Below are 23,805 nucleotides of genomic sequence, written 5' to 3'. Positions count from 1 at the left end.
GTTTTATCGCGTGCTTAAACAGGCCACAATGGCGCCTCATCCATCAAGGCCACCTGTTCGCGCAACTCGAGGATGCGGTCCTGCCAGTAGCGCTGCGTGTTAAACCACGGGAAGGCGACGGGAAAGGCGGGATCGTCCCAGCGGCGCGCCAGCCAGGCCGAATAATGGATCAGGCGCAGGGTGCGCAGCGCTTCGACCAGGTACAGCTGGCGCGGGTCGAAATCGCAAAAATCCTCGTAACCGGCCAGGATGTCGCTCATCTGGCGCACCATGTCGCCCCGCTCGCCCGACAGCATCATCCACAGGTCCTGGATGGCCGGGCCCATGCGGCTATCGTCGAAATCGACGAAATGGGGGCCCGCATCCGTCCACAGCACGTTGCCGCCATGGCAATCGCCATGCGTGCGCAGCACGGCCACGTCGCCCGCGCGGTCATAGCAGCGCTTGACGCCGTCGAGCGCCTGCTGCGCCACGCTGGAATACGCGGCCAGTAATTCGGGCGGCAAGAAATTACCTTCCAGCAAGAATTCGCGCGGCTCGACGCCGAACGTCTGGTGGTCGAGCGCCGGACGCTCCTTATAGGTGGACAGCGCGCCGACTGCGTGGATGCGGCCGATGAAGCGCCCTATCCATTCCAGGGTCGCCGGGTCGCCCAGCTCGGGCGCGCGGCCGCCGTGGCGGGGGAAGACGGCAAAGCGGAAACCCTGGTACTGGTGCAGGGTGCTGCCGTTGATTTCCAGCGCCGGCACCACCTGGATTTCGCGCTCGACCAGCTCGGACACGAACGCGTGCTCCTCCAGGATGGCCGTATCGCTCCAGCGCGCGGGACGGTAAAACTTGGCCACCAGGGGCGCGCTGTCTTCGATGCCGACCTGGTAGACGCGGTTTTCATAGCTGTTCAGGGCCAGCAGACGGCCATCACCGCGCAGCCCCACGCTATCGAGGGCGTCGAGCACGCAATCGGGGCTCAGGGCGGAAAAAGGATGGACGGGCCGGTCGTCCTCGTGCGGCTGGTTTTCATTGTGCATAAGCGACATTGTAAGGCGCGCGCGGGACGCCGGTGCAAAGACTTCGGTGATGAAGCGCCGCAAGGCGTATACTGGCGGCTTATATTCAATACAAAGAGCAAGCCATGCAACTCGAACAGCCATTATCAGAAAAAGAATTCGACGAATTAGACCAATTCCTGTTGTCGGAGCGCTGCTCCGAAGACGCGATGACCATGGATATGCTGCACGGCTATCTGACGGCCGTCGCCATCGGCCCGGAACCGATCATGCCGGCCGAATGGTTGCCGCGCGTGTGGGGCGAAGATGCCGAAGATGCGCCAAAATTCAAGAACAGCAAGGAAGAAGAGCGCATCGTCAACCTGATCATGCGCTTCATGAACGAAGTGCTGGTGACGTTTGAAGTGGCGCCGAAGGAGTTCGAAGCCCTGTTCGTCGAACACGACTACGAAGGCCAGACCCTGATCGACGCCGAAGCCTGGTGCTGGGGCTTCTGGGACGGCATGGAACTGCGTCCTGGCTCGTGGAACGAGATCTGGGATTCCGAAGTGGCCGAACTGATGCAGCCTATCTACCTGCTGGGCGCCGACGAAATCAAGGAAGAAGAGCTGAAACTGGTGGAAGACCCGGTCAAGGCGCACAAGCTGGCGCAGGAACTGGAAGCGAACCTGCCGGCCATCCACCGTTTCTGGGTACCGCGCCGCAAGGCTCCCGTGCAAACCATGAAGCGCGAAGAGCCGAAAGTGGGCCGCAACGACGACTGCCCTTGCGGCAGCGGCAAGAAGTTCAAGAAATGCTGCGGCGCCGAGCCGGCAGCCGAGTAATCCGCAACAGCATCCCCTGATGCGCCGGCGTCCTGCCGGCGCAGCGCTGGCATTGGCCCCCGGGCTATAATCGCCGCATGAAACTCCCCGACCTGAACCTGCTCGTCGCCCTCGATATCCTGCTCGAAGAAGGCAGCGCCGTGGCTGCCGCGCGGCGCATGAATTTGAGCGCACCGGCCATGAGCCGCACCCTGGCGCGCATCCGCGACGCCATCGGCGACCCCGTCTTCGTGCGCTCCGGGCGCGGCCTGGCGCCCACCCCGCGCGCGCTGGAATTACGCGAACAGGTGCGCGGCGTGGTGGAGCAGGCGCACGCCATCTTCACGTCCGGCCGCGAAGTGGACTTGCGCACCCTGGAACGCACCTTCAGCCTGTGCGCCAACGACGTGTTTGTCGGCGCCTACGGCGGCAAGCTGCGCGACCTGCTGGCCAGCCATGCGCCGCACACGGTGCTGCGCTTCGTGCCCGAAGGCGATGGCGCCACGGAAAACGACGCCTTGCACGCGGGCCGCGTCGACCTGTACATCAGCGCGCGGCGCGCCTTTGCACCCGACATCAAGCTGCAGCAGCTGTTTACCACCGGCTTTGTCGGCATCGCCCGCAGCGACCACCCGATCTTCGACGGCCCCGTCAACCTGGACAGCTTTACCGAGTACGAACATATCAGCGTCTCGCGGCGCGGCCTGGCGCGCGGTCCCTTCGACACCATCCTGGCGGAGCGGGGCTACACGCGCCGGGTCTCGCTGATCAGCCCCAACTTCCAGTCGGCCATCTTTGCCGTGGCCGATTCGCGCCTGCTGCTGCCGCTGATGCCCACGCCCCTGCTGGCCATCGTCGAGCGCCTGGGCTTGAGGCTGCGCACCTTCCAGCTGCCCATCCCCGTCGACAGCGTGGACGTCTTCCAGGCCTGGCACCCGCGCCTCGACCACGACCATGCGCACCGCTGGCTGCGCCGCATGATCAAGGAGCTGTGCGGCAGTGCGCCGCCGGGCACCTGAATCATTGCGTCAGACGCAATTCAGACTTCATTAATTATCAATTTTCACAAGATTAACGGCTACCTATACTGCGTGGACTGATTCTCATCCACGGAGTTCCCTGTGTCCGCTGTACTGCTACCCGGCGCCGTCCCGACGGCGCCGCCTCCCCCTGCACCGCCCGCGCCCCCCGTTTTTGGCCTGCGCCTGGCCACGGGCTTGGCCGGCGTGCTGCTGGCCGTGCTGGTGTCCGGCCTGAATGAAAACATCACCAAGGTCGCGCTGGCCGACATCCGCGGCGCCATGGGCATCGCGCGCGACGACGCCAGCTGGCTCGTCGCCCTGTATGCGGCCGCCTCGGTGTCGGCCATGGCGTTCGCGCCGTGGTGCTCCGTCACCTTCTCGCTGCGGCGCCTGACGGCCGCCGCCATCCTCGTCTGCATGGCCGCCGGCGTGCTCTGCCCGTTCGCGCCGAACCTGTCCGTGCTGATGTTCCTGCGCGTGGTGCAGGGCGCGGCCGGCGGCGCCCTGCCGCCCATGCTGATGACGGTGGCGCTGCGCTTCCTGCCGCCGAACATCAAGCTGTATGGCCTGGGCGGCTACGCGCTGAGCGCCACCTTCGGTCCCAGCCTGGGCACGCCGCTGGCCGCCTTCTGGACGGAATACCTGGGCTGGCAATGGGCGTTCTGGCAAATCGTCCCGGGCAGCATCGTCGCCCTGCTGATGGTGTCCTGGGGCTTGCCGCAAGACCCGCTGCGCCTGGAGCGCTTGCGCCAGTTCGACTGGCGCGGCCTGCTGCTTGGCTTGCCCGCCATCAGCATGCTGGTGGTGGGATTGCTGCAGGGCGAGCGCCTCGCGTGGTTCGCCTCGCCGCTGATCTGCGTGCTGCTGGGCGGCGGCCTGCTGCTGCTCGTCTTGTTCTTCATCAACGAATGGTCGCATCCGCTGCCGTTTTTCAAGCTGCAGCTGCTGTCGCGGCGCAACCTCAGCCACGCCCTGCTGACCCTGGGCGGCGTGCTGTTCGTGCTGCTGGCCGTGATCCTGATTCCCTCGTCCTACCTGGCGCAGGTGCACGCCTACCGTCCGCTGCAAACGGCGCCCGTGATGCTGATGGTGGCGCTGCCGCAGTTGATCGCCTTGCCGCTGGTGGCCGCCCTGTGCAATATCCGCGCCGTCGACTGCCGCTGGGTGCTGGCCATCGGCCTGGCCCTGCTGGCCCTGTCCTGCGTGCTCGGCGCGCGCATGTCGCCGGACTGGATCCGCACGCATTTCTACCTGCTGCAGGCGGTGCAGATCTTTGCGCAACCGATGGCCGTGATTCCCTTGCTGCTGCTGGCCACCACGGGCCTGGCGCCGCAGGATGGTCCTTTCGCCTCCGCCTGGTTCAACACCATCAAGGGCATGTCGGCCGTCGTCGCCACCGGCGTGCTCGATGCGCTGATCACGCGCCGCAACCATTTTCATTCGACGGTGCTCAGCGAACGCCTGGGCAACCTGCCTGCCGGCGTAGACATGGCGGGAATTGCGCAGCGCATGCATGCGCAAGTCGTCACCCTGACCTCGTCCGACCTGTACCTCATTGTCGCCGCCATCGCGCTGGCCATGATCCTGATCATTCCCATCCTGCCGACGCGCGTCTATCCGCCGCGCGCAGCCTGATTTCCATTGTTACGAAAGAGCTTCACCATGCAAAAACCCATACTGCGCTCGCGCGCATTTCTTCTCGGCCTGGCCTTGCTGGCCTGCGCCCTCGCCTTTTGCGCCTGGCAACTGCTGTTCGCCCGTGGCGACGAACAAGCCACCGACGACGCCTTCGTCAGCGCCGACTACACCGTGCTCTCCCCCAAGGTGGGCGGCATCGTGCGGGAAGTGCTGGTGGAAGACAACCAGACTGTCAAGGCGGGTCAGCTGCTAGCGCGCATCGACGACCGCGACTACCAGGCCGCCGCCGCCTCGGCCCGCGCCGAAGTCGCCGGCGCCGAAGCGCAGCTGGACTATGCCCGCGCCACCCTGCAACGCCAGCAATCGGTGATCGAGCAAGCCACGACCCTGGTCGACGCCAACCAGGCGGAAGACAAACTGGCGCAGCAGGAGCTGGCCCGCTCGCAGCACCTGGCCGGCCAGGGCGCGGGCAGCGTGCAAAACGCGCAGCAGGCGCAATCGCGCTTCGACGTGAGCCGCGCGCGCCTGGCCCAGAACCGCGCCGCCCTCGTCTCCACCCGCAAGCAGACGGACATTCTGCAGGCGCAGCAAGGCGCGGCCGAAGCGGCCCTGCTGCGCGCCCGCGCCAGCCTGCAACGGGCCGAACTTGATCTGTCGCATACGCAGCTGCTCGCCCCCATCGACGGCATCGTCGGACGCCGCGCCGTGCGTGTCGGCGCCCTGGTGGCTCCTGGCGCCAGCCTGATGGCCGTGGTGCCATTGAACCGCAGCTTCGTCGTCGCCAACCTGCAGGAAACCCAGCTGACCCACGTGCGCCAGGGCCAGCGCGCCAGCATCGCCGTCGATGCCTATCCGGGCATGCTCCTGCGCGGCACGGTGCACAGCATCGCGCCCGCCACGGGCGTGACGTTCGCCGCCATCGCGCCGGAAAACGCCACCGGCAACTTCACCAAGGTGGTGCAGCGCATCCCCGTCAGGATCGCGCTCGATCCCGGCCAGGATGGCGACGCCCGCCTGCGCGTGGGCATGTCGGCCGAAGTGCGCATCGATACGGCCATGCGCCGTCAACAGCTGCAACAGGTGAGCGCGCGATGAAAGCACTGATACTCTTCACGGCCCTGGGCCTGACCGGCTGCGGCAGCGTCGGCAGCGACTTCCAGCGTCCGCACCATGATCTGGGACAACAATGGCGCCAGGCGGAAGATGCCCGTTTCGCCGCCAGCCTGGATGGCGCCATCGAACAGCGCTGGTGGGACAGCTTTGGCGACGCCACCCTGTCTTCCCTGCTGCAGCGCGCCGCCGGCGCCAACCTCGACGTGCTGGCGGCAGGCAGCCGCCTGGAACAGAGCCGCGCCGCGCGCGGCGTGGCCGGCGCCGCGCAAGGCCCGTCCCTGGGCGCGAATGGCAGCTATGGCCGCGCGCGCAGCAGCGAACAAGGCTTGAGCGACCCGTCGCGCCACAACGGCCAGTCCGCCTACAGCCTGTGGCAAGGCAATCTCGATGCGGCCTGGGAGCTGGACTTGTGGGGCCGCGTGCGGCGCGAAGTGGAAGCGGCCGACGCACGCGTCGACATGGCCGTGGAAACGCAGCGCGGCGTGCTGCTGGCCGTGCTGGCCGAGACGGCGCGCGACTACATCGAGTTGCGCGGCGCGCAGCAGACCTTGGCCATCACGCAGCAACTGCTCGATATCGCCCGCCATACCCTGGACCTGACGCGCATCCGCCTGCGCGAAGGCGCGGCGACGCAACTCGACGAGGCCGAGGCGGCAGCCCACGTGGCCACCATCGAAGCGCGCCTGCCGCCGCTGCAGCAGCGCGAAGCGCGCCTGGGCAATGCCCTCGCCCTCTTGCTGGCGCTGCCGCCGCAAGCCTTGCAGGCGGAACTGGCGGCGGGCAAGGACATTCCGGGCGTGGCCCTGCAAGTGCAGCTGGGCGTGCCGAGCAGCCTGGCCGAGCGGCGTCCCGACATCCGCCGCGTCGAGGCGCAGCTGCACGCGGCCACGGCCGCCATCGGCGTGGCGCAAGGCGACTTTTATCCGCGCATCACCTTGTCGGGCAGCATCGGCCTGCAGGCGATGCAGCTGTCCGACATCGGCTGGGACGCCAAGCGCTTCGCCTTCGGCCCCGGTTTCAGCGTGCCCCTGTTCGATGGCGGCCGCCTGCGCGGCAACCTGCAATTACGCGAAGCGCAGCAGCAGGAAGCGGCCATCGCCTACCGCCAGACAGTGCTGGCCGCCTGGCACGAGGTGGAAGACGCGCTCTCTGGCTACCAGGCCAACGCCCGCCGCCAGGCCAGCCTCGATGAAGCCGTCAAACAGGGACGCCGGGCGCTGGGCAGCGCGGAACTGCAGTACCGCCAGGGCGGCACGGACCTGATCAACGTGCTGCATGTGCAAAACACGCTGTTGAACAACGAAGCGGCGCTGGTCGACAGCCGCGCCACCGCTTCGCTGTCGCTGGTCCAGGTCTACAAGGCGCTGGGCGGCGGCTGGCAGGCATTTTCAACCACCTCGCAAGGAAGCACGCCATGAAACCGAATCCCGCACATTTTTCCATCCACGACGTCAGCGACTTTCCCGTCGTGCGCTTTCGCCCTGAAACGGCCGTCACCGGCTATGCCCCGCTGTGGGAAAACGACATGGACGCCCTGCTGCGCCATGGCGTACCGTTCGTCATGCTGTTCGAAGAGGAACGCGGCGATGAAGCGCACATCGACCGCAAGCGGCGCGGCCTGTGGCTCAAGCACAACAAGGCAGCGCTGGCCGCCCTGTGCCGGGGCCTGGTGTCGGTCGAGGCGGACGCGCAACAGCGCGCGCGCCTGCAGGCGATGGCGGCCGGCGCCATGAAGGCATTCGGCATCCTGCAGGAGGTGGCGGCCACGCGCGAACAGGCCGACGCGCTGATGGTGTGGCTGCTGGGCAGCGGCCAGATGGCGCGGCCGCGCACGGCGGACGTGTGGTGAGTGAGTAAGTGAGTAAGTCGCTCAGGCGGCCCTGCGCACGGCGCTTCTGGCAGGGATGACGCACACGTCGCCATCGCTGCTGGTCGCCGTCGTCAGGGCGATGCCGTACAGCGCCGCCAGGGCGGGCACGGCGCCGGCATCGCTGGCGATATCGGCCACCAGCTGCCCCGAACGCACCAGCAGCAGGCGCTCGAAGCCCAGCAAGGCGTGATTGATGTCGTGCAGGATGGCGACGACGGCGTGGCCGCGCGCGGCGCAAAACTGCTGCAGGCTGTCGAGCAAATCGAACTGCAGGCCGGGATCGAGCGCCGCCAGCGGTTCGTCGACGAGTATCAAGCCATCGTGTACATCCCACATCTGCGCGAAGATGCGCGCCAGCTGTACCCGCGCCTGTTCGCCGCCGGACAGGGTGTCCAGGCGGCGGCCCAGCAAATGCGCGGCGTGCGCCAGGGTAGCCGCGTCCTGCACGATCTGCCCCAATTGCGGGTCGACCAGGCGCGCCACCCGCCCCAGGCCGATCACCAGTTCGCACTGCAGTCCGAACGCCACGTTCGAGCCTTGCGGCAGGACGGCGCGGCGCCGGGCCAGTTCGGCCAGCGGCCACTGCGCCAGCGGCCGGCCCGCGAACGCCACCTGGCCCGCCTGCGGATGCAGTTCGCGCGCCATCAGTTTGAGCAGGGTCGACTTGCCCGCGCCGCTGGGGCCGAGGATGGCGATGCGCTCACCCGACGCTACCTGCAGATTGAAGGGGCCGAAATACTGCTGGCCCAGTTGCGTGGTGGCGAAGGAGAGTTCCAGCAGGGGCGTCATGGGCATCCTTTCAGGCGGTGCCGTGGCGGAAGCGCCGCAACAGCATCAGGAAAAATGGCCCGCCCAGCAAGGCCGTGAAAATGCCGACGGGGACTTCCGCCGGAATGGCCACCGTGCGCGCCAGGGTATCGGCCAACAGCAGCAGCAAGCCGCCCATCAGCATCGCCAGCGGCAATACCTTGCGCTGGTCGGCGCCCAGCCAGGTGCGCACCAGGTGCGGCGCGATCAGGCCGATGAAGCCGATCCCGCCGCACCAGGCGACGGCAAAGCCCGTCAGCACGGCCACCAGCACGATCACCTGCGTGCGCAGCCGGCCCACGTCGATGCCCACGTGCAGGGCCTGCGCCTCGCCCAGCGCCAGCGCGTTCAATGAGCGCATCAGGAAGCGCGTGGCCCACAGCGCGCCGGCCAGCACCACCAGCAAGGCCGCCACCTGGCGCCAGCTGCCGGCCGACAGCGATCCCAATGTCCAGAAAGTCAGGGTGCGCAACTGGTCGTCGCTGGCCAGGTAGATGCACAGGCCCATGACGGCCACCGTGATGGCGTTCAGCGCCACGCCCGTCAGCAGCAGGCCGACGATGGAGCCGGGCGTGGCCCAGAGGGAGACCCGGTCGAGCAGCACGCAAATGAGCATGGCGCCGGCGAACGCGGCGGCCGGCAGCAGCCATACGCGCAGCTCGGGCGCCACGTGCAGGCTGGCGGCAAAGACGATGGTGGCCGCGCCCGCGCAGGCGGCGCCGCTGCTCACGCCCAGCAGGCCAGGATCGGCCAGCGGATTGCGGAACAGCCCTTGCGTCAAGCCGCCGGCCAGCGCCAGCGCGGCGCCGATCAGGATGGCAAACAGGGCACGCGGCAGGCGGATATGCCACAGCACATACGCGCCGCCGGACAGCGCCTCGTCGCCAGCCTGCAAGGGCGTGAGCCAGTCGGCCAGCGCCACCGGCACGGCGCCCGCCTGCACGGCGATGAGCAAGCCGCACGCCAGGGCGGCAGCCAGCAGCCCGCCAGCGCCCCAGCGCGGCCAGCGCCAGGGCGTGACGGACACCAGGGAGGCCACGTTCATGCGGCCATGGCTTTGGCAAACGCTGCATCGAGTTCGGCCAGCGCCTGCGGCATGCGCGGGCCAAAGCCCAGCAGCAGCATGGCTTCCAGCGAGACGATGCGGTGCTTGCGCCCGGCCGGCGTCTGCGCCAGCCCTGGCAGTTTCAAGATGCCGTCCACGCCGCCCGAGGCCTTCAAGCCCTGGTCCGTGACGAGCACCAGGTCGGGCCGCGCGGCAATCACGGCTTCCGGCGTGAGCGGCTTGTAGCCGGCAAATCCGCCCTGCCCGCCCATCACGTTGACGGCGCCCACATACGCCAGCATGGCGTCGGCGCCCGTCTCGCGCCCGCCCACCATCACCTGGTTCGGCGCATGGGCGAGGATGAACAGCACGCGCACCGCTGATTGTGCCGGTGATTGGCTGCGCTGGCGCACCTTGCCCAGGGCGCCGTCCCACTGCTGTTGCAAGGCTTGCGCCAGGCGCGCGGCGGGGTCGGCGCGTCCCGTGATCTGGCCCACCTGTTTTACCCGTTCGAGCAAGCCTTCGAATCTGTTATTCGCGTTCAGTACCGCCACCGGCACGCCCGCGTCGCGCACTTGGCGCAGCACCGTTTGCGGCCCCGCCTCCTCGGTGGCGATCAGCTGCGTGGGCGCCAGCGACAGCACGCCCTCGGCCGACAAGGTGCGCGCATAACCGACCTGCGGCAGCTGCTGCGCCACGGCCGGATACAGCGAGGTGGTATCGACGCCCACCAGTTCGCCCTGCGCCTCGAGCGCGTAGACGATTTCCGTCAGGGCGCCGCCCACGCTGACGATGCGCCGCGCCTTGACAAGCGGCTTGCCCGCGTCGGCCACGGCGGCCAGCACCTGCATCGGCGCGGCCAGGGCCAACGCTCCCGCCCCCATTTTTTTCAGCGCGATGCGGCGCGCCACGCTGGCGGCGATCATGCGGCGCATAGTTCACCCTCCTGCAGCACGCGCTCGACGACGTTGCGCCATTCGCACAGTTCATGCACGCCCGGCTTGCGTTCGCCGAAGAACATGACGATGGTGTCGCCCTTGGCGTCGAACAGTTCCACCGACGTCACCAGCCCGTCGACGGTAGGCTTTTTGACCACCCAAGCGCTGGCGATATGGTCTTCGCGCAAATGCAGGTTGAAGCGCGCATCGAGGACATTGATCCACGGCCCCATCACGGCGATCTTGTGCACGGGCCCCGAATGGATCTGGATCATGCCCGCATTGCCGACGAAGGCCATGATGGCGACTTTTTCGAGGGCGGCGCTGTTGAGCAGATCGAGCACGCAGGATTTGTCGAGCTGCTGCACGAAGCGCGCCTCGGCCAGGCGCAGGCCTTGCAGGCGCGAGACCGAATATTTTTTCAGCAGGGTGAAAAATTCATGCGTGTCGCGCAAATCGGCCCAGGCGGCGCGCAAGCCGGCCACGTCGATCTGCGCGTCGGGCAGTTCGGCCGGCGGCGCAGCCGGCGCCGTCACGGCGATGCCGGCCGCCTGGTCCGCGTCGGCAAAATGCGCGACCAACGCGTCATAGGCGGCCAGGTCGCTTTGCGGCTTCATGAAAATCTTGTGCACGGCATGGCCGGCAGCATCGAAAAATTGCAGGCTGCGCTGCACTTCCTTCGCGCCCCCTTTTTCGCTCACTTCGCGCACGGCAAAGCCATGCGCCCACTGGCGATAAAACACGCGCAAGTCGATGTCGCCACCGAGCACCAGGCCCACGTGGTTGTTGTGACTGGCTTTTCGATAGACACCCGTCTTTTCATGCACGCACGAAGCGTTGCGCGTCAGCGCCATGACTTCGCCCAGCGGTTCCAGCGCGGCGATGATGGCGGGCCAGTCGGCCTGCAGGCGCTCGGCGACCAGCAAGGCGCCATCGGCCGGCGACAAGCCGGCATGCGCGGCGATCAACTCGCCTTCGGAAATGGCCAGTTCCTCGGCGATGTCGCGGTGGCGGGCTTTCTTCTCGCGGCGCAGGCGGGCAAATTCGCTGGCGACCAGCTCGGTGTTGCAAATAGGGGGCATGCTCGTCACGGTGTCTCCTTTCAAGGCGAACACTGGCTGGCATGGGCTGGCTGGTGGTGGGGGAATCTTGAAGTTAATTATAAATGAGAATCATTCGCAATCAAGGCTTATTTATGTGAAAAAATTACGCGCAAAAAAAAAAGCGCCGCGACAGGAAACCCGTCGCAGCGCAAAGGAGACCGATCGATACAACTGATCAGTGTTGAGAAAATATCAGCGTTGAACTCAGGCGCTGGCCTGTACCGCCGGCATGGATGCCGGTTTCGCCGTCGGGCGCTGCGCCAGCAATACCACGGCGGCCAGGACCATGGCGCCGCCCAGCAATTGCGTGCCGCTGACGGATTCCTTCAGCAGGGTCACGCCGAACGCCATCGTGATGACGGGTTCAAACGTGGAAATAATGGATGCCTTGGCCGCGCCGATTTGCGCCACGCCGGCAAAGAAGGCGGCAATCGCGATGGCCGTCGAGAACAGAGCGATGGCGCTGACGGCCAGCCAGCCCGTCGCCGTGCCCGGCAAGGACACGCCTTGCCACAAGGCAATCGAGCTGTTCGACAGACCTGCCGTGCCCAGGATCACCACGCAAGCGGCCAATGGGTGAATATTCTCGCGGCTTTTCGACAGGCTGTTGCCAAACAGAATGTACACGGCGTACACGCCGGCGGCCATCAAGGCCAGGGCGATGCCGATGGGCTGGCCCTGCAGCTTGCCGCCCAGGGTGATGGCCATGCCGGCAATCGCCAGCGCCATCAGCACCAGCATGCGGCGGTCCAGCTTTTCCCAGCCCAGCGCCAGCGCCAGGATCGTCACCAGCACGGGATACACATACAGCAACATGCCGCACAAGCCGCTGCTGGCATACATGAGCGCATTGAAATAGCCTTGCGACTGGGCCGTGTACATCAAGCCCATCAGCATGTAACCGGCCAGCAGGCGGCCGCGCGGCAAGCGCCAGCCGCCCAGCCACACGAGCGGCAGCAACAGCATGGCGGCGATGACGAAACGCAAGGCCAGCATGGTCGACGGGTTGACCCCGGACGCATACGCCGCCTTGGCAAACACTGCGGAACTGCCGAAACCGGCGGCCGATAGCAACACCAGCGCAACAGCGCGGCGATCAGACATGACTAAACCTCTTTGAGTACGCCAGGGCAAACCTGCTGCGCGTCGCGCTTTGCGGCCTGCGATGCTCACCGTACTGAAGTACGGTTGCGCTTCTCAGCCACAAATCACTGCCGCTCGCGACGGTTTTCCCAGGCGTTGTAAATATTAATGCCAAGCAAGGCTGGAAGGTGATGCGTGCGTGAAATACATGCGTGAATCCTATTGCGGGTCACTTCACGCATAGACGGCATCATATTCGCTTGCGCAAAATGAAACAAACCAATATTCTTCACGGATAGGCCGAATATTACTGAGGCTCAATTCACTTGAAGAGTGCCATGTCACGTCCCTTGCCCCCGCTCGCCGCCCTGCACGCCTTCGAGGCGGCTGCCCGCCATGAAGGCTTCCAGCGCGCGGGCGAAGAATTGCACGTCTCGGCCGGCGCCATCGGCCACCACGTAAAACAGCTGGAAGCGTGGCTGGCCATCGTGCTGTTCCAGCGCATGCCGCGCGGCGTGGTGCTCACCAGCGCCGGGCAGCGCTATGCGGCTTCGCTGGGGCCGATCCTCAACCAGCTGGCCGACGTCTCCGAGCAGGCGCGGCGCCAGGGCGACGACAAGGTGGTGACGGTGACGGCCACCAGTTCGCTCGTCTCGCGCTGGCTGATGCCGCGCCTGGGCCGCCTGCGCGACCGCTATCCGCAGATCGAACTGCGCGTGCTGGCCTCGATGCACCCGGTCGACCTGGCGCGCGATGGCGTGGACGTGGCCATCCGCCTGGGTCCGGGCCGCTATCCGGGCCTGAAAGTGGATTTATTGATGGAAGAATGGTTTTCCGCCGTCTGCAGCCCCGATTTCCGCGCCAACGCGGCCAGCTTGCGCCAGCCCGCCGACCTGTTGCGCTACCCACTGCTGCACGACGAACCGGAAGTGCACCTGCCCGGCGAAATCGACTGGACGCGCTGGCTGCACAGCTGCGGCGTGCATTACAGCGGCAATAGCGGCAACAGCGGCGCGCGCTTTTCGCACACGTATCTATGCCTGGACGCGGCCGCCAGCGGCCAGGGCGTGGCCATCGCCGCCAGCCCCCTGATCGGCGACGATTTGCGCTCGGGCCGCCTGGTGCGCGTGTTCGAGCACGCCGTGCGCGGCCCCCACTGCTATTACCTGCTGCGCTCGCCCCAGGCGGAAACGCGGCCCCTCGTGCACGCGTTCTGCGAATGGCTGATCGCCGAGGCGCGCGCCGACCAGGAAACCGTCTGGCCCACAGTGGAGACAGCATGACGAGCACGGAACTGGCGCGCAGCGCCCGATTTATTGTCCAGCATGAATATGAACACGCCAAGGTGACGGCGGCCGATGGCCGGCAAGCCAGCCTGGGCGAGTTCTATGGCGACCCGGCCGTGGCCTTGATCGACATCAATGAGCAATGGTGCGCCGTGGCGGGCGAAGGATTGGTGCTGTGCCGGCTGGAGCAGCCGTTCGGCCAGTGCGCGGCATATTTCCGCGAACCTGGCGAGACAGTGTGGATCACGGGCTTGCGGCAAACGGGACCGTTTGCGCTGGAATGGCAAGACGAGAATGGCGTTTGGTCCGCCTTTGACTTGGATACGATGTAACAGATCCTTCGCGACGCCTCGCAAAACCGTAGCGAGCGGAAGGGAGAGGTGGCTGAGAAGCGCAACCGTACTCAAGTACGGTGAGCATCACAGGCCGCCTATACCGACGCGCAGTAGGTTTTGCGAAGCGTCATCACATTACAGCTTGATGAAGTGTTCGCGGTAGTACTTCAGCTCTTCGATCGACTCGAGGATATCGGCCAGTGCCGTGTGCTTCTGGTGCTTCTTGAAACCGGTGGCGATTTCCGGCTTCCAGCGCTTGCACAGCTCTTTCAATGTCGATACATCAACATTGCGATAGTGGAAGAACGCTTCCAGCTTCGGCATGCCGCGCACCATGAAGCGGCGGTCCTGGCCGATGGTGTTGCCGCACATGGGCGACTTGCCAGCTGGCACGTATTTTTTCAGGAACGCGATCAATTCCGCTTCCGCCTGCGCTTCCGTCACAGTCGACGCCTTGACCTTGTCGATCAGGCCCGAGCGGCCGTGCGTGCCCTTGTTCCAGGCATCCATCTTGTTCAGGGTTTCATCCGATTGATGAATCACAAACACGGGGCCTTCGGCCAGCAGGTTCAAGTGCATGTCCGTCACCACCACCGCCACCTCGATGATGCGGTCGGTATCGGGCTCCAGGCCCGTCATTTCCATGTCGACCCAGACCAGATTCATCTCATTGGGACGTGCCGGAACAATCGGTGCGGGGGTGGATGCAGTTAAGTCGGTCGCTTGTGACATAATTCTCTCTTGGCCTAATCAAACTAAATAATTAGCCATTTTCTCACAGGCACAGAATGTATTCACTCGCGTTTTCGATTTTGTTTGTATCCGTCCTCGTTTTGACCCTGGCCGTGCGCTTCTGGCTCGCTTCGCGGCAGATTCGCCACGTGCTGGCCCACCGCGCCTTTGTTCCGCCGGAATTTGCGGAAAAGATCCCGCTGGCCGCGCACCAGAAGGCGGCCGACTACACGGTGGCGAAGACCAAGTTCGGCTTGCTGACCCTGCTGGTCAACTATGCCGTGCTGATCGGTTTTACCTTGCTGGGCGGCCTGCAATGGCTGGCGCTGCACCTGAATGAATGGATGGGCTCTGGCTCGCCCATGCTGTACCAGATCGGCCTGATCGCCGCCTTTGCCGCCATTTCCGGCCTGATCGACCTGCCCTTCGATTATTACCGCCAGTTTGTGCTGGAACAACGTTTCGGCTTCAACACCATGGCGCGCAAGCTGTTCTTCACGGACATGCTCAAGGGCGTGGGCCTGGGCGCCGTCATCGGCCTGCCGCTGATCTGGGTCGTGCTGACCCTGATGGCCAAGTCGGGCGGCCTGTGGTGGCTGTACGCGTGGTTCGTCTGGAGCGGCTTCCAGTTGCTGATGATGGTGCTGTTTCCGACCGTCATCGCCCCCCTGTTCAACAAATTCACGCCGCTGGCCGACGAAGCGCTGAAAAGCCGCATCGAAGGCTTGATGCAGCGCGTCGGCTTCGCCTCGAAAGGCTTGTTCGTCATGGATGGCTCGAAGCGCAGCGCCCATGGCAATGCGTATTTCTCGGGCTTTGGCGCCAACAAGCGCATCGTTTTCTTCGACACCCTGCTGTCGCGCCTGGCGCCGCAGGAAATCGAAGCCGTGCTGGCGCATGAACTGGGCCATTTCAAGCTCAAGCACATCGTCAAGCGCATCGCCATGATGTTCGTCATTTCGCTGGGCTTTTTGGCGCTGCTGGGCTTCCTGAAGACGCAGCCATGGTTTTACGCGGGCCTGGGCGTCGACCCTGTCGCCCTGGCCCTGACGGGCCAGCCGACGGATGCGCTGGCGCTGCTGCTGTTCATGCTGGCCTTGCCCGTCTTTACTTTCCTGCTGGGACCGTTGACCTCGCTCAGCTCGCGCAAGCATGAATTCGAAGCCGACGCCTTTGCCGCCACGCACACGCAGGCGGACGACCTGGTCTCGGCGCTCGTCAAAATGTATGAAGACAATGCGTCAACCCTGACGCCCGACCCGCTGCACTCGGCCTTCTACGATAGCCACCCGCCGGCCAGCGTGCGCATCCGCCACCTGAAAGGGGCTACGACATGAATACGCCATCGACTTCGCAAGACCTGGCCCAACTGTCCTGCACGCCGCGCCAGCAGGCGCTGGGCGACACGGACATTGCCACCCTGCACGCCCTGCTGCCGCAATGGAACTTGCAAAATGGCAAGCTGTGCCGCGACTTCGGCTTCAAGAATTACTACCAGACCCTGGCGTTCGTGAACGCCCTGGCCTATATGACCCATACGCAAGACCACCATCCGGAGCTCATCATTACTTACAAAACCTGCGCCGTGCGCTACGACACGCACTCGGTCAACCATGGCGCCGGCGGCCTGTCCGAAAACGACTTCATCTGCGCCGCCAAGGCCGACCTCATCTACCAGAGCAGCCAGGTGGCCCCATGAGCGAAAGCAAGTTGACGGGCGTCATCATCGCCGCCCACGGCCGCCACTACCTGGCCGACGTGGACGGCGCCAAGCTGCAATGCGTAACGCGCGGCAAGAAAACCAATGTGGCCGTGGGCGACATCGTGCACCTGACGCGCACCTCCAACGACCAGGCCGTCATCGACCGCATCGAGGAACGCAAGACCCTGCTGTACCGCTCGGACCAGTACAAATCGAAGTTGCTGGCGGCCAACCTGACGCAGCTGTTCATCGTCGTGGCGACGGAACCGGGCTTTGCCGACGACCTGATCTCGCGCTCGCTGGTGGCGGCCGACGCGGCCGGCATCGAGGCGCGCATCATCCTCAACAAGACGGACGTGACCGCTTCGCTGGAGCGCGCCCGCGAACGCCTGCTGCCGTATTCCTCGATGGGCTATCCCGTCGATGAAGTGTCGGCGCGCGCCGAACCGGAGCACGCGGTGGCCACCCTGGCTCCCCTGCTGGCGGGGCAGTCGTCGATCCTCATCGGCCAGTCGGGCATGGGCAAGTCGTCATTGATCAACCTGCTGGTGCCGGACGCCGACATCGCCGTGCGCGAAATCTCGGCCGCGCTCGACACGGGCAAGCACACGACGACCTTTACGCGCCTGTACAAGCTCGACGAACTGGGCGCAAACAGTTCCATCATCGATTCGCCCGGCTTCCAGGAATTCGGCCTGTACCACTTGTCCGAGGGCATGCTGGAGCGGGCCTTCCGCGAATTCCAGCCCTACCTGGGCGGCTGCAAGTTCTATAACTGCCGCCACCTGATCGAGCCGCAATGCGCCATCCTGCAAGCCTTGTCTGAAGGCAAGATCGCCAAGATGCGCCATACCCTGTACGGCCAGCTGCTGCACGAATCGGCGCAAACGCTGTATTGAACGCGCCTGGCGCCCGTCGTCGAGGCGGGCGCCAAACCGATAAAAAGTTTACCGCCACGAATTAAACAGAATTAAATTCTGCTGCAGAGCCCGCTTTCTCCCATTCATTCCAAAACCATCCGTCGCCTGATTTCGCATTTCAGCGCCGGATTCCTGCATTTCATCGCTTTGCGCTGGCATGGCGCCGGCCCGCTTGCTACCTTGGCATTGTCCCCGCCAGCGAACCTGCTGGAGACAACATTGGTCTAACTCCAACCAGCATCTCGATCACAAGGTAAAATCATGAAAGCATCGTTCTCGCGTACCCTCGCCCTCGGTAGCGCCGCACTCGTCCTCGGCCTGTCTTGCCTCAGCGCCAGCGCGCTGGAAATCGGCGAACAGGACAAGGTTCAGGTCTCCGGCAAGGTGTATAAACTGGCCCCGCAGGAATTCAGCCAATACGGCAACAGCTACAAGCTCGACACGGGCGATACCTTGCTGCTGCGCCAGCAAGTCAACCGCTATTTCACGCAAATCAAGGGGCAGCCCGAAGTGGAGCTGTTCGGCCGCGCGCCGGGCGTCTTTGAAACGGCCAGCGGCACCCGCATGGAATTTCGCAACGATGGCGACGTCATCGCCATTACCGGACTGAACAATATTCCGGGCTCCGTCGCCAAGGCTGGCGAAATGGCCAGCACCGTGCACTTCGCCGGCCGCTAGCACACGCGGCACGGTACAGCACGGCAAACGGCCCGCAAGCCGTGCCAGGCTGTCCACGTGCATCAGCCGGCAGGGGCTGGTGCACGCCCCGCCTGCTTTGTGCAGCCTGAAAGGGCGCGCGTAAAAAAATACTGTCGAGTCGACCAAACAACTGCATCCGATGCAGCTTACAATGCGATCCAATAAGGTGTCACTGGCCGCTGGCCAACACCATCGCCTTGCGGGAGATTTCGGATGGAAATGTTCGCACTCGAACATGACATTGCACAGTGGGAAGATACACTGCGGCCATTGCGCGCCCTGGAGCGCCTGCCATTGCTGATGCTGCTGGCATGGCATTTGCGCCAGCGCAACTGCGCACAGGCGCTGCACCATGCGGCCGAAGCGGCAGCCTTGCTGCCCCAGGCCCAGCTGCCGCCCCCCGCCCTGGCGCTCGCGCAGGCACGTTTGCAACTGGTGCAGGCGGAAGTGGCTTGGCTGCAAGGCACGCTCGATGCGGCCGAAAGCCTGGCCATGACGGCGCACGCCATCCTGTGCGCGCATGGCGACGGCGCCGCCTGCGCCGACGCCCACTGGCTGCTGTCCTCGATTGCCGTCGACCGTGGCGACCATGCCCGCTGCGATGCGGAACTGCTGGCCGCGGCCGAACAAGCGCGCGGCGCCGGCGATGCGATGCGCGCCAGCCTGGCCGACGCGGCCGCGGCGCGCTGGGCCGTGCTGCGCGATGCGCCAGCCGCACAGGCGCGCTGGGGCAACCATTTCCAGGCCGACAGCGCCAGCGGCAAGCTGCCCGCGCCGCTGGCCGCCTGGGTGCATGACTTCCGCGGCTTGCTGGCGCACACCTCACGCGACCTGGGCGCGGCCGCCGGCCACTACATGCAAAGCTACGAGGCGGCGCTGGAAAGCGGCCAGCTGCGCGGCGCCATCACGGCCGCCATCAATATCGGCGACTGTTTCGCCAGCCTCAACGACAACGAATCGGCCCTGGAGTGGATGCAGTGCGCGCTGGACCTGGCGCGCCCCACCGGCTGGCCGCGCAGCATCGGAGCCTGCCAGACGCATACGGCCGAAACCATGCGCAAGCTGGGCCGCCTAGCCGCGGCCGAAGACTTGCTGCGCCAGGCGCTGCTCATCCTGGCGCCCGTGGCTGGCGCACGCACCTATGCCAACGCCCTGTTCCACCTGGGCGAACTGAGCCTGGACAAGGGCGACTACGACACGGCGCTCGACGCCTTCAGCCGGCTGGCGCAACGCGCCGAAGCGCTGGGCCAGGCCGATTTCCGCAGCATGGCGCAGCGCGGCAGCGCCCACGCGCTGTCCTATCTGGACCGCCCGGACGAAGCGCTGCAGGCGGCCGAGCGGGCTTGCCAGCTGGCCACCGCGCAGGGCGACGCCATGCACCAGGTGGCGGCGCTGCGCGTCTTGTCGATGTTGCATGCGCGCCATGAGTTGCCGCCGCCCGCAGACATGCTGGAACGCAATCCCGCCCTGCATTTCCTGCACCAGGCGCTACAGGTGGCAGCTTCCATCGAAGGCTATTCGCCGCCCGGCGAGCTGCTCGATGCGCTGGCGCGCGAATACGCGCATGCGGGCGACTATGCGCGCGCCTACGATATCGCCCTCGATGCGGGCATGGCGCGCGAAAAAAGCCACACCCAGCAAGCGAGCAACCGCGCCACCGCCATGCAGGTCTACCACCAGACGGAACATGCGCGCTCGGAAGGCTATCACCACCGCGAACTGGCCGCTTCCGAAGCGCGCCGCGCCGAAGTGCTGCAACAGACCAGCGACACCCTGGAACGGCTGTCGGCCATCGGCCAGGAAATCACCACCCACCTCGACGCCAGCGCCGTGTTCCAGGTGCTCGACCGCCACGTGCATGCCTTGCTGCCAGTCAACACCTTCGCCGTCTACATGCTCGACGCCGCAGGCACGGCGCTGCGCCGCGCACATGGCATGGAAGCGGGCCGGCCCCTGTCCGACAACGCCATTCCACTGAGCAATCCCCGCGCCTACTCCGTGCGCTGCCTGCTGGGCCGGCGCGAAGTGTATATCGACCAGGTGCCGCCGCGCCGCCACGCCTACACGGTGCCCGGCACCCTGCATAACCAGAGCGTGCTGTACGTGCCGCTGATGGTGGGCGAGCGCGTGCTCGGCGTGATGACGGTGCAAGCCTGCCACGCCAACGCATACGGCGAACGCGAGCGGCTGATCTTCCGCACCCTGTGCGCGTATGGCGCCATCGCGCTCGACAACGCCAGCGCCTACCGGCAATTGCAAGATGCCCAAGCGCAACTGGTATCGCAGGAAAAACTGGCCGCCCTCGGTTCGCTGATGGCCGGCGTGGCGCATGAACTGAATACCCCGATCGGCAACAGTTTATTAATCGCCAGCACCATGCAGCAAAAGACGGAAGACGTGGAACGGCTGATGAACGGTCCCGGCCTGCGCCGCTCCGACCTGGCCGCCTTCATCGACGATGCGGGCAAGGCGTCGGCGCTGGTGATGCGCGGCCTGCGCAGCGCGGCCGACCTGGTCAACAGCTTCAAGCAGGTGGCCGTCGACCGCACCACCGAGCAGCGGCGCCGCTTTGACTTGCAACAAGTGAGCAATGAAATCATCGCCACCGTCATGAACCGCATCCGCAGCTCAGGCCACCGCATCGAAATGGAGATAGCCTTCGGCATCGCCATGGACAGCTATCCCGGCCCGTTCGGCCAGGTGGTCACCAATCTGATCAACAATGCCCTGCTGCACGCCTTCGCCCCCGCGCCCAACGATGGCGGCGTCGGCACGGGCTGCATGCGCCTGTCCGCCACGGCGGACGCGGCGCGCGTGCGGATTGTCTTCGAAGACAATGGCGGCGGCATCGCGGAGCAGCATTTGTCGCGCATCTTCGACCCCTTCTTTACTACCAAGCTGGGCCAGGGCGGCAGCGGCCTGGGTTTGTCTATCAGCTACAACATCGTCACGGCCCTGCTGGGCGGCACCATCCAGGTGGCCAGCAGCCCCGCCGGCACGCGCTTCACGCTGGACTTGCCGCTGGTGGCGCCCCAGCTGGACGGCGCCGCGCCCGCCAGCATCTATTAATCCACCACCCCGTTGCCCGGGCGCAGGCTTGCCTATACAAGTACGCGCCCGGGCAGTCTTTCCAATCTAAAAGCAAAACCCTTATAATTGAACGGCTGAAGTACTTGCCATTGCATTATTTTCAACTTGGCAAACCGCATCGTACCGCGCGACAGGCGTCGCGCTGGCACCGATCAACACAGCAGCGCGCCGGGCGAGGCAGTCATCAGACGAGATGTTGTACGCTGATGCAACCCGGCGGGAAAGGCACGCCGCCGGCGGCCTGCGCATCTTCAAGTGGTCATTATGTCGACAAAAAAACCGATCAAGCACTACCTCCAGTTCTCCGATTTCACGTTGGAAGAGTACGAATATGTGATCGAACGCGCCCATCTGATCAAGCGCAAGTTCAAGAACTACGAAATCTACCATCCACTGATCGACCGCACCCTGGTGATGGTCTTTGAAAAGAACTCGACCCGCACGCGCCTGTCGTTCGAAGCCGGCATGCACCAGCTGGGCGGCGCCGCCATCTACCTGAACACGCGCGATTCCCAGCTGGGCCGCGGCGAGCCGGTGGAAGACGCGGGCCAGGTCATGTCGCGCATGTGCGACATCATCATGGTGCGCACATTCGGCCAGGAAATCATCGAGCGCTTCGCCGCCAATTCGCGCGTGCCGGTGATCAATGGCCTGACCAATGAACACCACCCGTGCCAGGTCTTTGCCGACATCTTCACCTACATCGAACACCGCGGCTCGATCGCCGGCAAGGTGGTCGCCTGGATCGGCGACGCCAACAACATGCTGTACTCGTGGCTGCAAGCGGCCGAAGTGTTCGGCTTCCATGTAAACGTGTCGACGCCGAAGGGTTACGACATTGACCTGGCGCAAGTCAAGACCGAGCGCTACACCTTCTTCGCCAATCCATCGGACGCCTGCGAAGGCGCGCACCTGGTCAACACGGACGTGTGGACCAGCATGGGTTACGAAGCGGAAAACGCGGCCCGCATCGCCGCCTTCGACGGCTGGATCGTCGATGGCGCGAAGATGGCACGCGCCGCGCCCGACGCCCTGTTCATGCACTGCCTGCCCGCCCACCGCGGCGAGGAAGTGGCTGCCGAAGTGATCGACGGCCCGCAATCGGTGGTGTGGGACGAGGCGGAAAACCGCTTGCACGTGCAAAAAGCGCTGATCGAATACCTGTTACTCGGTAAAATCAACTAATTCGCCAGGCACTGCATAACTCCTGGCAGCATCGCAATACATACATCGACAACGACAACTGGAAGCAATATGAGCGACATTAAAAAAGTAGTCCTGGCCTATTCCGGCGGACTCGACACCTCCGTCATCCTGAAATGGCTGCAAGATAACTACCAGTGCGAAATCGTCACCTTCACGGCCGACCTGGGCCAGGGCGAAGAACTGGAACCGGCGCGCGCCAAGGCCATCAAGTTCGGCATCAAGCCGGAAAACATCCATATCGAAGATGTCCGCGAAGAATTCGTGCGCGATTTCGTCTTCCCGATGTTCCGCGCCAACACCGTGTATGAAGGCGAATACCTGCTGGGCACCTCGATCGCCCGTCCGCTGATCGCCAAGCGCCTGATCGAAATCGCCAACGCCACCGGCGCCGACGCCATCTCGCACGGCGCGACCGGCAAGGGCAACGACCAGGTGCGTTTCGAGCTGGGCGCCTACGCGCTGAAGCCAGGCGTGAAAATCATCGCCCCATGGCGCGAGTGGGATCTGCTGTCGCGCGAAAAACTGCTGAAGTACGCGGAAGACGCCGGCATCGAAATCGACATGAAGCACAAGAACGGCGGCGCGCCGTACTCGATGGATGCCAACTTGCTGCACATCAGCTTTGAAGGCCGCCACCTGGAAAACCCGAGCGCCGAAGCGGAAGAAACCATGTGGCGCTGGACCGTCAGCCCTGAAAAAGCGCCGGACGAAGCGGAATACCTGGACATCGAATACGAAAAAGGCGATATCGTCGCCATCAACGGCGTGCGCATGTCGCCTGCCACCGTGCTGGCCGAACTGAACAAAGTTGGCGGCAAGCATGGCGTGGGACGCCTGGACCTGGTGGAAAACCGCTACGTCGGCATGAAGTCGCGCGGCTGCTATGAAACCCCGGGCGGCACTATCATGCTGAAAGCCCACCGCGCCATCGAATCGATCACCCTGGACCGCGAAGTTGCCCATCTGAAAGATGACCTGATGCCGCGTTACGCGTCGATGATCTACAACGGCTACTGGTGGGCGCCCGAGCGCGTTGCCCTGCAAACCCTGATCGACCACACGCAGGAAACCGTGAACGGCTGGGTGCGCATCAAGCTGTACAAGGGCAATGTCATCGTCGTGTCGCGCGATTCGAAGACCGATTCGCTGTTCGACATGAACATCGCCACCTTCGACGAAGACGGCGGCGCCTACAACCAGGCCGACGCCGGCGGCTTCATCAAGCTGAACGCCTTGCGCATGCGCATCGCCGCCATCGCCCGCGAAAAGCGCGGCCAGAAGTAATTAGTTACTGGGAGGCACTACCTCCCGCACCCGCCAAAAGCCGCCTCCGGGCGGCTTTTTTACGTTTGAAACGCACTCGGCAGCGATTTACCGCCCCGCGCGTACCCAGATCGCCCCCATTT

At 64.9% G+C, this 23,805-nt stretch carries 22 protein-coding genes; 15 read left to right on the top strand and 7 right to left on the bottom strand.

Annotated elements, in window-relative coordinates; all coding sequences use genetic code 11:
• Nucleotides 1–14 precede the first annotated feature (14 nt).
• Nucleotides 15–1,028 carry a serine/threonine protein kinase gene (locus tag OX459_RS27430; RefSeq protein WP_289907409.1) on the bottom strand — a complete coding sequence of 338 codons (1,014 nt, stop codon included), beginning with the start codon at nt 1,026–1,028 and terminating at the stop codon, nt 15–17.
• A 104-nt stretch (nt 1,029–1,132) separates the two neighbouring features.
• Here OX459_RS27430 and OX459_RS27425 point away from each other — a divergent pair, with 104 nt between their 5' ends.
• From OX459_RS27425 to OX459_RS27400, 6 genes are all read left to right on the top strand, one after another.
• Entirely contained in the window at nt 1,133–1,831 is a 699-nt protein-coding gene (locus OX459_RS27425; protein ID WP_034785080.1) for a UPF0149 family protein, read from the top strand.
• A 77-nt stretch (nt 1,832–1,908) separates the two neighbouring features.
• A complete protein-coding gene (locus tag OX459_RS27420) occupies nt 1,909–2,829 on the top strand; it encodes a LysR family transcriptional regulator (protein WP_289907407.1) in 921 nt (306 codons plus the stop codon).
• A gap of 102 nt (nt 2,830–2,931) precedes the next feature.
• Nucleotides 2,932–4,467 (top strand): MFS transporter, encoded by a 1,536-nt coding sequence (locus tag OX459_RS27415; RefSeq protein ID WP_289907406.1) that lies wholly within the window; start codon nt 2,932–2,934, stop codon nt 4,465–4,467.
• A 27-nt stretch (nt 4,468–4,494) separates the two neighbouring features.
• Nucleotides 4,495–5,565: an HlyD family secretion protein gene (locus OX459_RS27410; RefSeq protein ID WP_289907405.1), complete on the top strand. Its 1,071-nt coding sequence runs from the start codon at nt 4,495–4,497 to the stop codon at nt 5,563–5,565.
• Nucleotides 5,562–7,001 carry an efflux transporter outer membrane subunit gene (locus OX459_RS27405; RefSeq protein ID WP_289907404.1) on the top strand — a complete coding sequence of 480 codons (1,440 nt, stop codon included), beginning with the start codon at nt 5,562–5,564 and terminating at the stop codon, nt 6,999–7,001. The genes OX459_RS27410 and OX459_RS27405 overlap by 4 nt, the downstream gene beginning before the upstream one ends.
• Nucleotides 6,998–7,432, top strand: a complete 435-nt coding sequence (locus OX459_RS27400) for a hypothetical protein (RefSeq protein ID WP_289907401.1) — start codon at nt 6,998–7,000, stop codon at nt 7,430–7,432. Before OX459_RS27405 ends, OX459_RS27400 begins: the two co-directional genes overlap by 4 nt.
• A gap of 21 nt (nt 7,433–7,453) precedes the next feature.
• Here the strand turns inward: OX459_RS27400 and OX459_RS27395 are convergent, their stop codons facing one another.
• The 5 genes from OX459_RS27395 to OX459_RS27375 form a co-directional block, all read right to left on the bottom strand.
• Entirely contained in the window at nt 7,454–8,242 is a 789-nt protein-coding gene (locus OX459_RS27395) for an ATP-binding cassette domain-containing protein (protein WP_289907398.1), read from the bottom strand.
• Nucleotides 8,243–8,252: 10 nt separating this feature from the next.
• The gene (locus OX459_RS27390; protein ID WP_289907397.1) at nt 8,253–9,305 is read right to left on the bottom strand and encodes an iron ABC transporter permease; all 1,053 of its coding nucleotides are present in this window, start codon (nt 9,303–9,305) and stop codon (nt 8,253–8,255) included.
• A complete protein-coding gene (locus OX459_RS27385; protein WP_289907396.1) occupies nt 9,302–10,240 on the bottom strand; it encodes an ABC transporter substrate-binding protein in 939 nt (312 codons plus the stop codon). Before OX459_RS27385 ends, OX459_RS27390 begins: the two co-directional genes overlap by 4 nt.
• Nucleotides 10,228–11,325, bottom strand: coding sequence for a ChuX/HutX family heme-like substrate-binding protein (locus tag OX459_RS27380; protein WP_289907479.1), 1,098 nt, complete (start codon nt 11,323–11,325; stop codon nt 10,228–10,230). Before OX459_RS27380 ends, OX459_RS27385 begins: the two co-directional genes overlap by 13 nt.
• Before the next feature lie 225 nt (nt 11,326–11,550).
• Nucleotides 11,551–12,450: a DMT family transporter gene (locus OX459_RS27375; RefSeq protein WP_289907394.1), complete on the bottom strand. Its 900-nt coding sequence runs from the start codon at nt 12,448–12,450 to the stop codon at nt 11,551–11,553.
• A 317-nt stretch (nt 12,451–12,767) separates the two neighbouring features.
• Between OX459_RS27375 and gcvA the strand changes: the two genes are divergently transcribed.
• Together gcvA and OX459_RS27365 are read left to right on the top strand one after the other, a co-directional pair.
• Nucleotides 12,768–13,712, top strand: coding sequence for a transcriptional regulator GcvA (gene gcvA, locus OX459_RS27370; protein ID WP_289907391.1), 945 nt, complete (start codon nt 12,768–12,770; stop codon nt 13,710–13,712).
• Nucleotides 13,709–14,047, top strand: a complete 339-nt coding sequence (locus tag OX459_RS27365; protein WP_289907389.1) for a hypothetical protein — start codon at nt 13,709–13,711, stop codon at nt 14,045–14,047. The genes gcvA and OX459_RS27365 overlap by 4 nt, the downstream gene beginning before the upstream one ends.
• A gap of 138 nt (nt 14,048–14,185) precedes the next feature.
• Here the strand turns inward: OX459_RS27365 and orn are convergent, their stop codons facing one another.
• Nucleotides 14,186–14,782 carry an oligoribonuclease gene (gene orn / locus OX459_RS27360; RefSeq protein ID WP_289899341.1) on the bottom strand — a complete coding sequence of 199 codons (597 nt, stop codon included), beginning with the start codon at nt 14,780–14,782 and terminating at the stop codon, nt 14,186–14,188.
• Between the two features lie 56 nt (nt 14,783–14,838).
• Here orn and OX459_RS27355 point away from each other — a divergent pair, with 56 nt between their 5' ends.
• The 7 genes from OX459_RS27355 (at nt 14,839) to OX459_RS27325 (ending at nt 23,683) form a co-directional block, all read left to right on the top strand.
• On the top strand, nt 14,839–16,119 hold the full coding sequence (locus OX459_RS27355) for a M48 family metallopeptidase (protein ID WP_289907387.1): 1,281 nt from the start codon (nt 14,839–14,841) through the stop codon (nt 16,117–16,119).
• Entirely contained in the window at nt 16,116–16,481 is a 366-nt protein-coding gene (locus tag OX459_RS27350) for a 4a-hydroxytetrahydrobiopterin dehydratase (RefSeq protein WP_289899343.1), read from the top strand. The genes OX459_RS27355 and OX459_RS27350 overlap by 4 nt, the downstream gene beginning before the upstream one ends.
• On the top strand, nt 16,478–17,383 hold the full coding sequence (rsgA, locus tag OX459_RS27345) for a ribosome small subunit-dependent GTPase A (protein ID WP_289907386.1): 906 nt from the start codon (nt 16,478–16,480) through the stop codon (nt 17,381–17,383). Before OX459_RS27350 ends, rsgA begins: the two co-directional genes overlap by 4 nt.
• A 282-nt stretch (nt 17,384–17,665) precedes the next feature.
• Complete coding sequence (locus OX459_RS27340) at nt 17,666–18,082, top strand: hypothetical protein (RefSeq protein ID WP_289907385.1); 417 nt, start codon at nt 17,666–17,668, stop codon at nt 18,080–18,082.
• 240 nt (nt 18,083–18,322) lie between these two features.
• Entirely contained in the window at nt 18,323–21,172 is a 2,850-nt protein-coding gene (locus OX459_RS27335; RefSeq protein ID WP_289907383.1) for an ATP-binding protein, read from the top strand.
• 285 nt (nt 21,173–21,457) lie between these two features.
• Nucleotides 21,458–22,378, top strand: a complete 921-nt coding sequence (argF, locus tag OX459_RS27330) for an ornithine carbamoyltransferase (protein WP_077401165.1) — start codon at nt 21,458–21,460, stop codon at nt 22,376–22,378.
• A gap of 69 nt (nt 22,379–22,447) precedes the next feature.
• Nucleotides 22,448–23,683, top strand: coding sequence for an argininosuccinate synthase (locus OX459_RS27325; RefSeq protein ID WP_034759383.1), 1,236 nt, complete (start codon nt 22,448–22,450; stop codon nt 23,681–23,683).
• The last annotated feature ends 122 nt before the right edge of the window (nt 23,684–23,805 follow it).

This window comes from Janthinobacterium sp. SUN026 (genome assembly GCF_030397625.1).
Classification (GTDB): Bacteria; Pseudomonadota; Gammaproteobacteria; order Burkholderiales; family Burkholderiaceae_D; genus Janthinobacterium; species Janthinobacterium kumbetense.
The sequence above is the reverse complement of the archived record's forward strand: the minus strand, read 5'-3'. Positions and strand labels throughout refer to the sequence as shown.

What these genes read in the sequence shown, in the direction of transcription:
- OX459_RS27430 (WP_289907409.1), bottom strand. Translation starts at nt 1,028, where the DNA reads ATGCACAATGAAAACCAGCCGCACGAGGACGACCGGCCCGTCCATCCT.
- OX459_RS27425 (WP_034785080.1), top strand. Translation starts at nt 1,133, where the DNA reads ATGCAACTCGAACAGCCATTATCAGAAAAAGAATTCGACGAATTAGAC.
- OX459_RS27420 (WP_289907407.1), top strand. Translation starts at nt 1,909, where the DNA reads ATGAAACTCCCCGACCTGAACCTGCTCGTCGCCCTCGATATCCTGCTC.
- OX459_RS27410 (WP_289907405.1), top strand. Translation starts at nt 4,495, where the DNA reads ATGCAAAAACCCATACTGCGCTCGCGCGCATTTCTTCTCGGCCTGGCC.
- OX459_RS27405 (WP_289907404.1), top strand. Translation starts at nt 5,562, where the DNA reads ATGAAAGCACTGATACTCTTCACGGCCCTGGGCCTGACCGGCTGCGGC.
- OX459_RS27400 (WP_289907401.1), top strand. Translation starts at nt 6,998, where the DNA reads ATGAAACCGAATCCCGCACATTTTTCCATCCACGACGTCAGCGACTTT.
- OX459_RS27395 (WP_289907398.1), bottom strand. Translation starts at nt 8,242, where the DNA reads ATGACGCCCCTGCTGGAACTCTCCTTCGCCACCACGCAACTGGGCCAG.
- OX459_RS27390 (WP_289907397.1), bottom strand. Translation starts at nt 9,305, where the DNA reads ATGAACGTGGCCTCCCTGGTGTCCGTCACGCCCTGGCGCTGGCCGCGC.
- OX459_RS27385 (WP_289907396.1), bottom strand. Translation starts at nt 10,240, where the DNA reads ATGCGCCGCATGATCGCCGCCAGCGTGGCGCGCCGCATCGCGCTGAAA.
- OX459_RS27380 (WP_289907479.1), bottom strand. Translation starts at nt 11,325, where the DNA reads ATGCCCCCTATTTGCAACACCGAGCTGGTCGCCAGCGAATTTGCCCGC.
- OX459_RS27375 (WP_289907394.1), bottom strand. Translation starts at nt 12,450, where the DNA reads ATGTCTGATCGCCGCGCTGTTGCGCTGGTGTTGCTATCGGCCGCCGGT.
- gcvA (WP_289907391.1), top strand. Translation starts at nt 12,768, where the DNA reads ATGTCACGTCCCTTGCCCCCGCTCGCCGCCCTGCACGCCTTCGAGGCG.
- OX459_RS27365 (WP_289907389.1), top strand. Translation starts at nt 13,709, where the DNA reads ATGACGAGCACGGAACTGGCGCGCAGCGCCCGATTTATTGTCCAGCAT.
- orn (WP_289899341.1), bottom strand. Translation starts at nt 14,782, where the DNA reads ATGTCACAAGCGACCGACTTAACTGCATCCACCCCCGCACCGATTGTT.
- OX459_RS27355 (WP_289907387.1), top strand. Translation starts at nt 14,839, where the DNA reads ATGTATTCACTCGCGTTTTCGATTTTGTTTGTATCCGTCCTCGTTTTG.
- OX459_RS27350 (WP_289899343.1), top strand. Translation starts at nt 16,116, where the DNA reads ATGAATACGCCATCGACTTCGCAAGACCTGGCCCAACTGTCCTGCACG.
- rsgA (WP_289907386.1), top strand. Translation starts at nt 16,478, where the DNA reads ATGAGCGAAAGCAAGTTGACGGGCGTCATCATCGCCGCCCACGGCCGC.
- OX459_RS27340 (WP_289907385.1), top strand. Translation starts at nt 17,666, where the DNA reads ATGAAAGCATCGTTCTCGCGTACCCTCGCCCTCGGTAGCGCCGCACTC.
- OX459_RS27335 (WP_289907383.1), top strand. Translation starts at nt 18,323, where the DNA reads ATGTTCGCACTCGAACATGACATTGCACAGTGGGAAGATACACTGCGG.
- argF (WP_077401165.1), top strand. Translation starts at nt 21,458, where the DNA reads ATGTCGACAAAAAAACCGATCAAGCACTACCTCCAGTTCTCCGATTTC.
- OX459_RS27325 (WP_034759383.1), top strand. Translation starts at nt 22,448, where the DNA reads ATGAGCGACATTAAAAAAGTAGTCCTGGCCTATTCCGGCGGACTCGAC.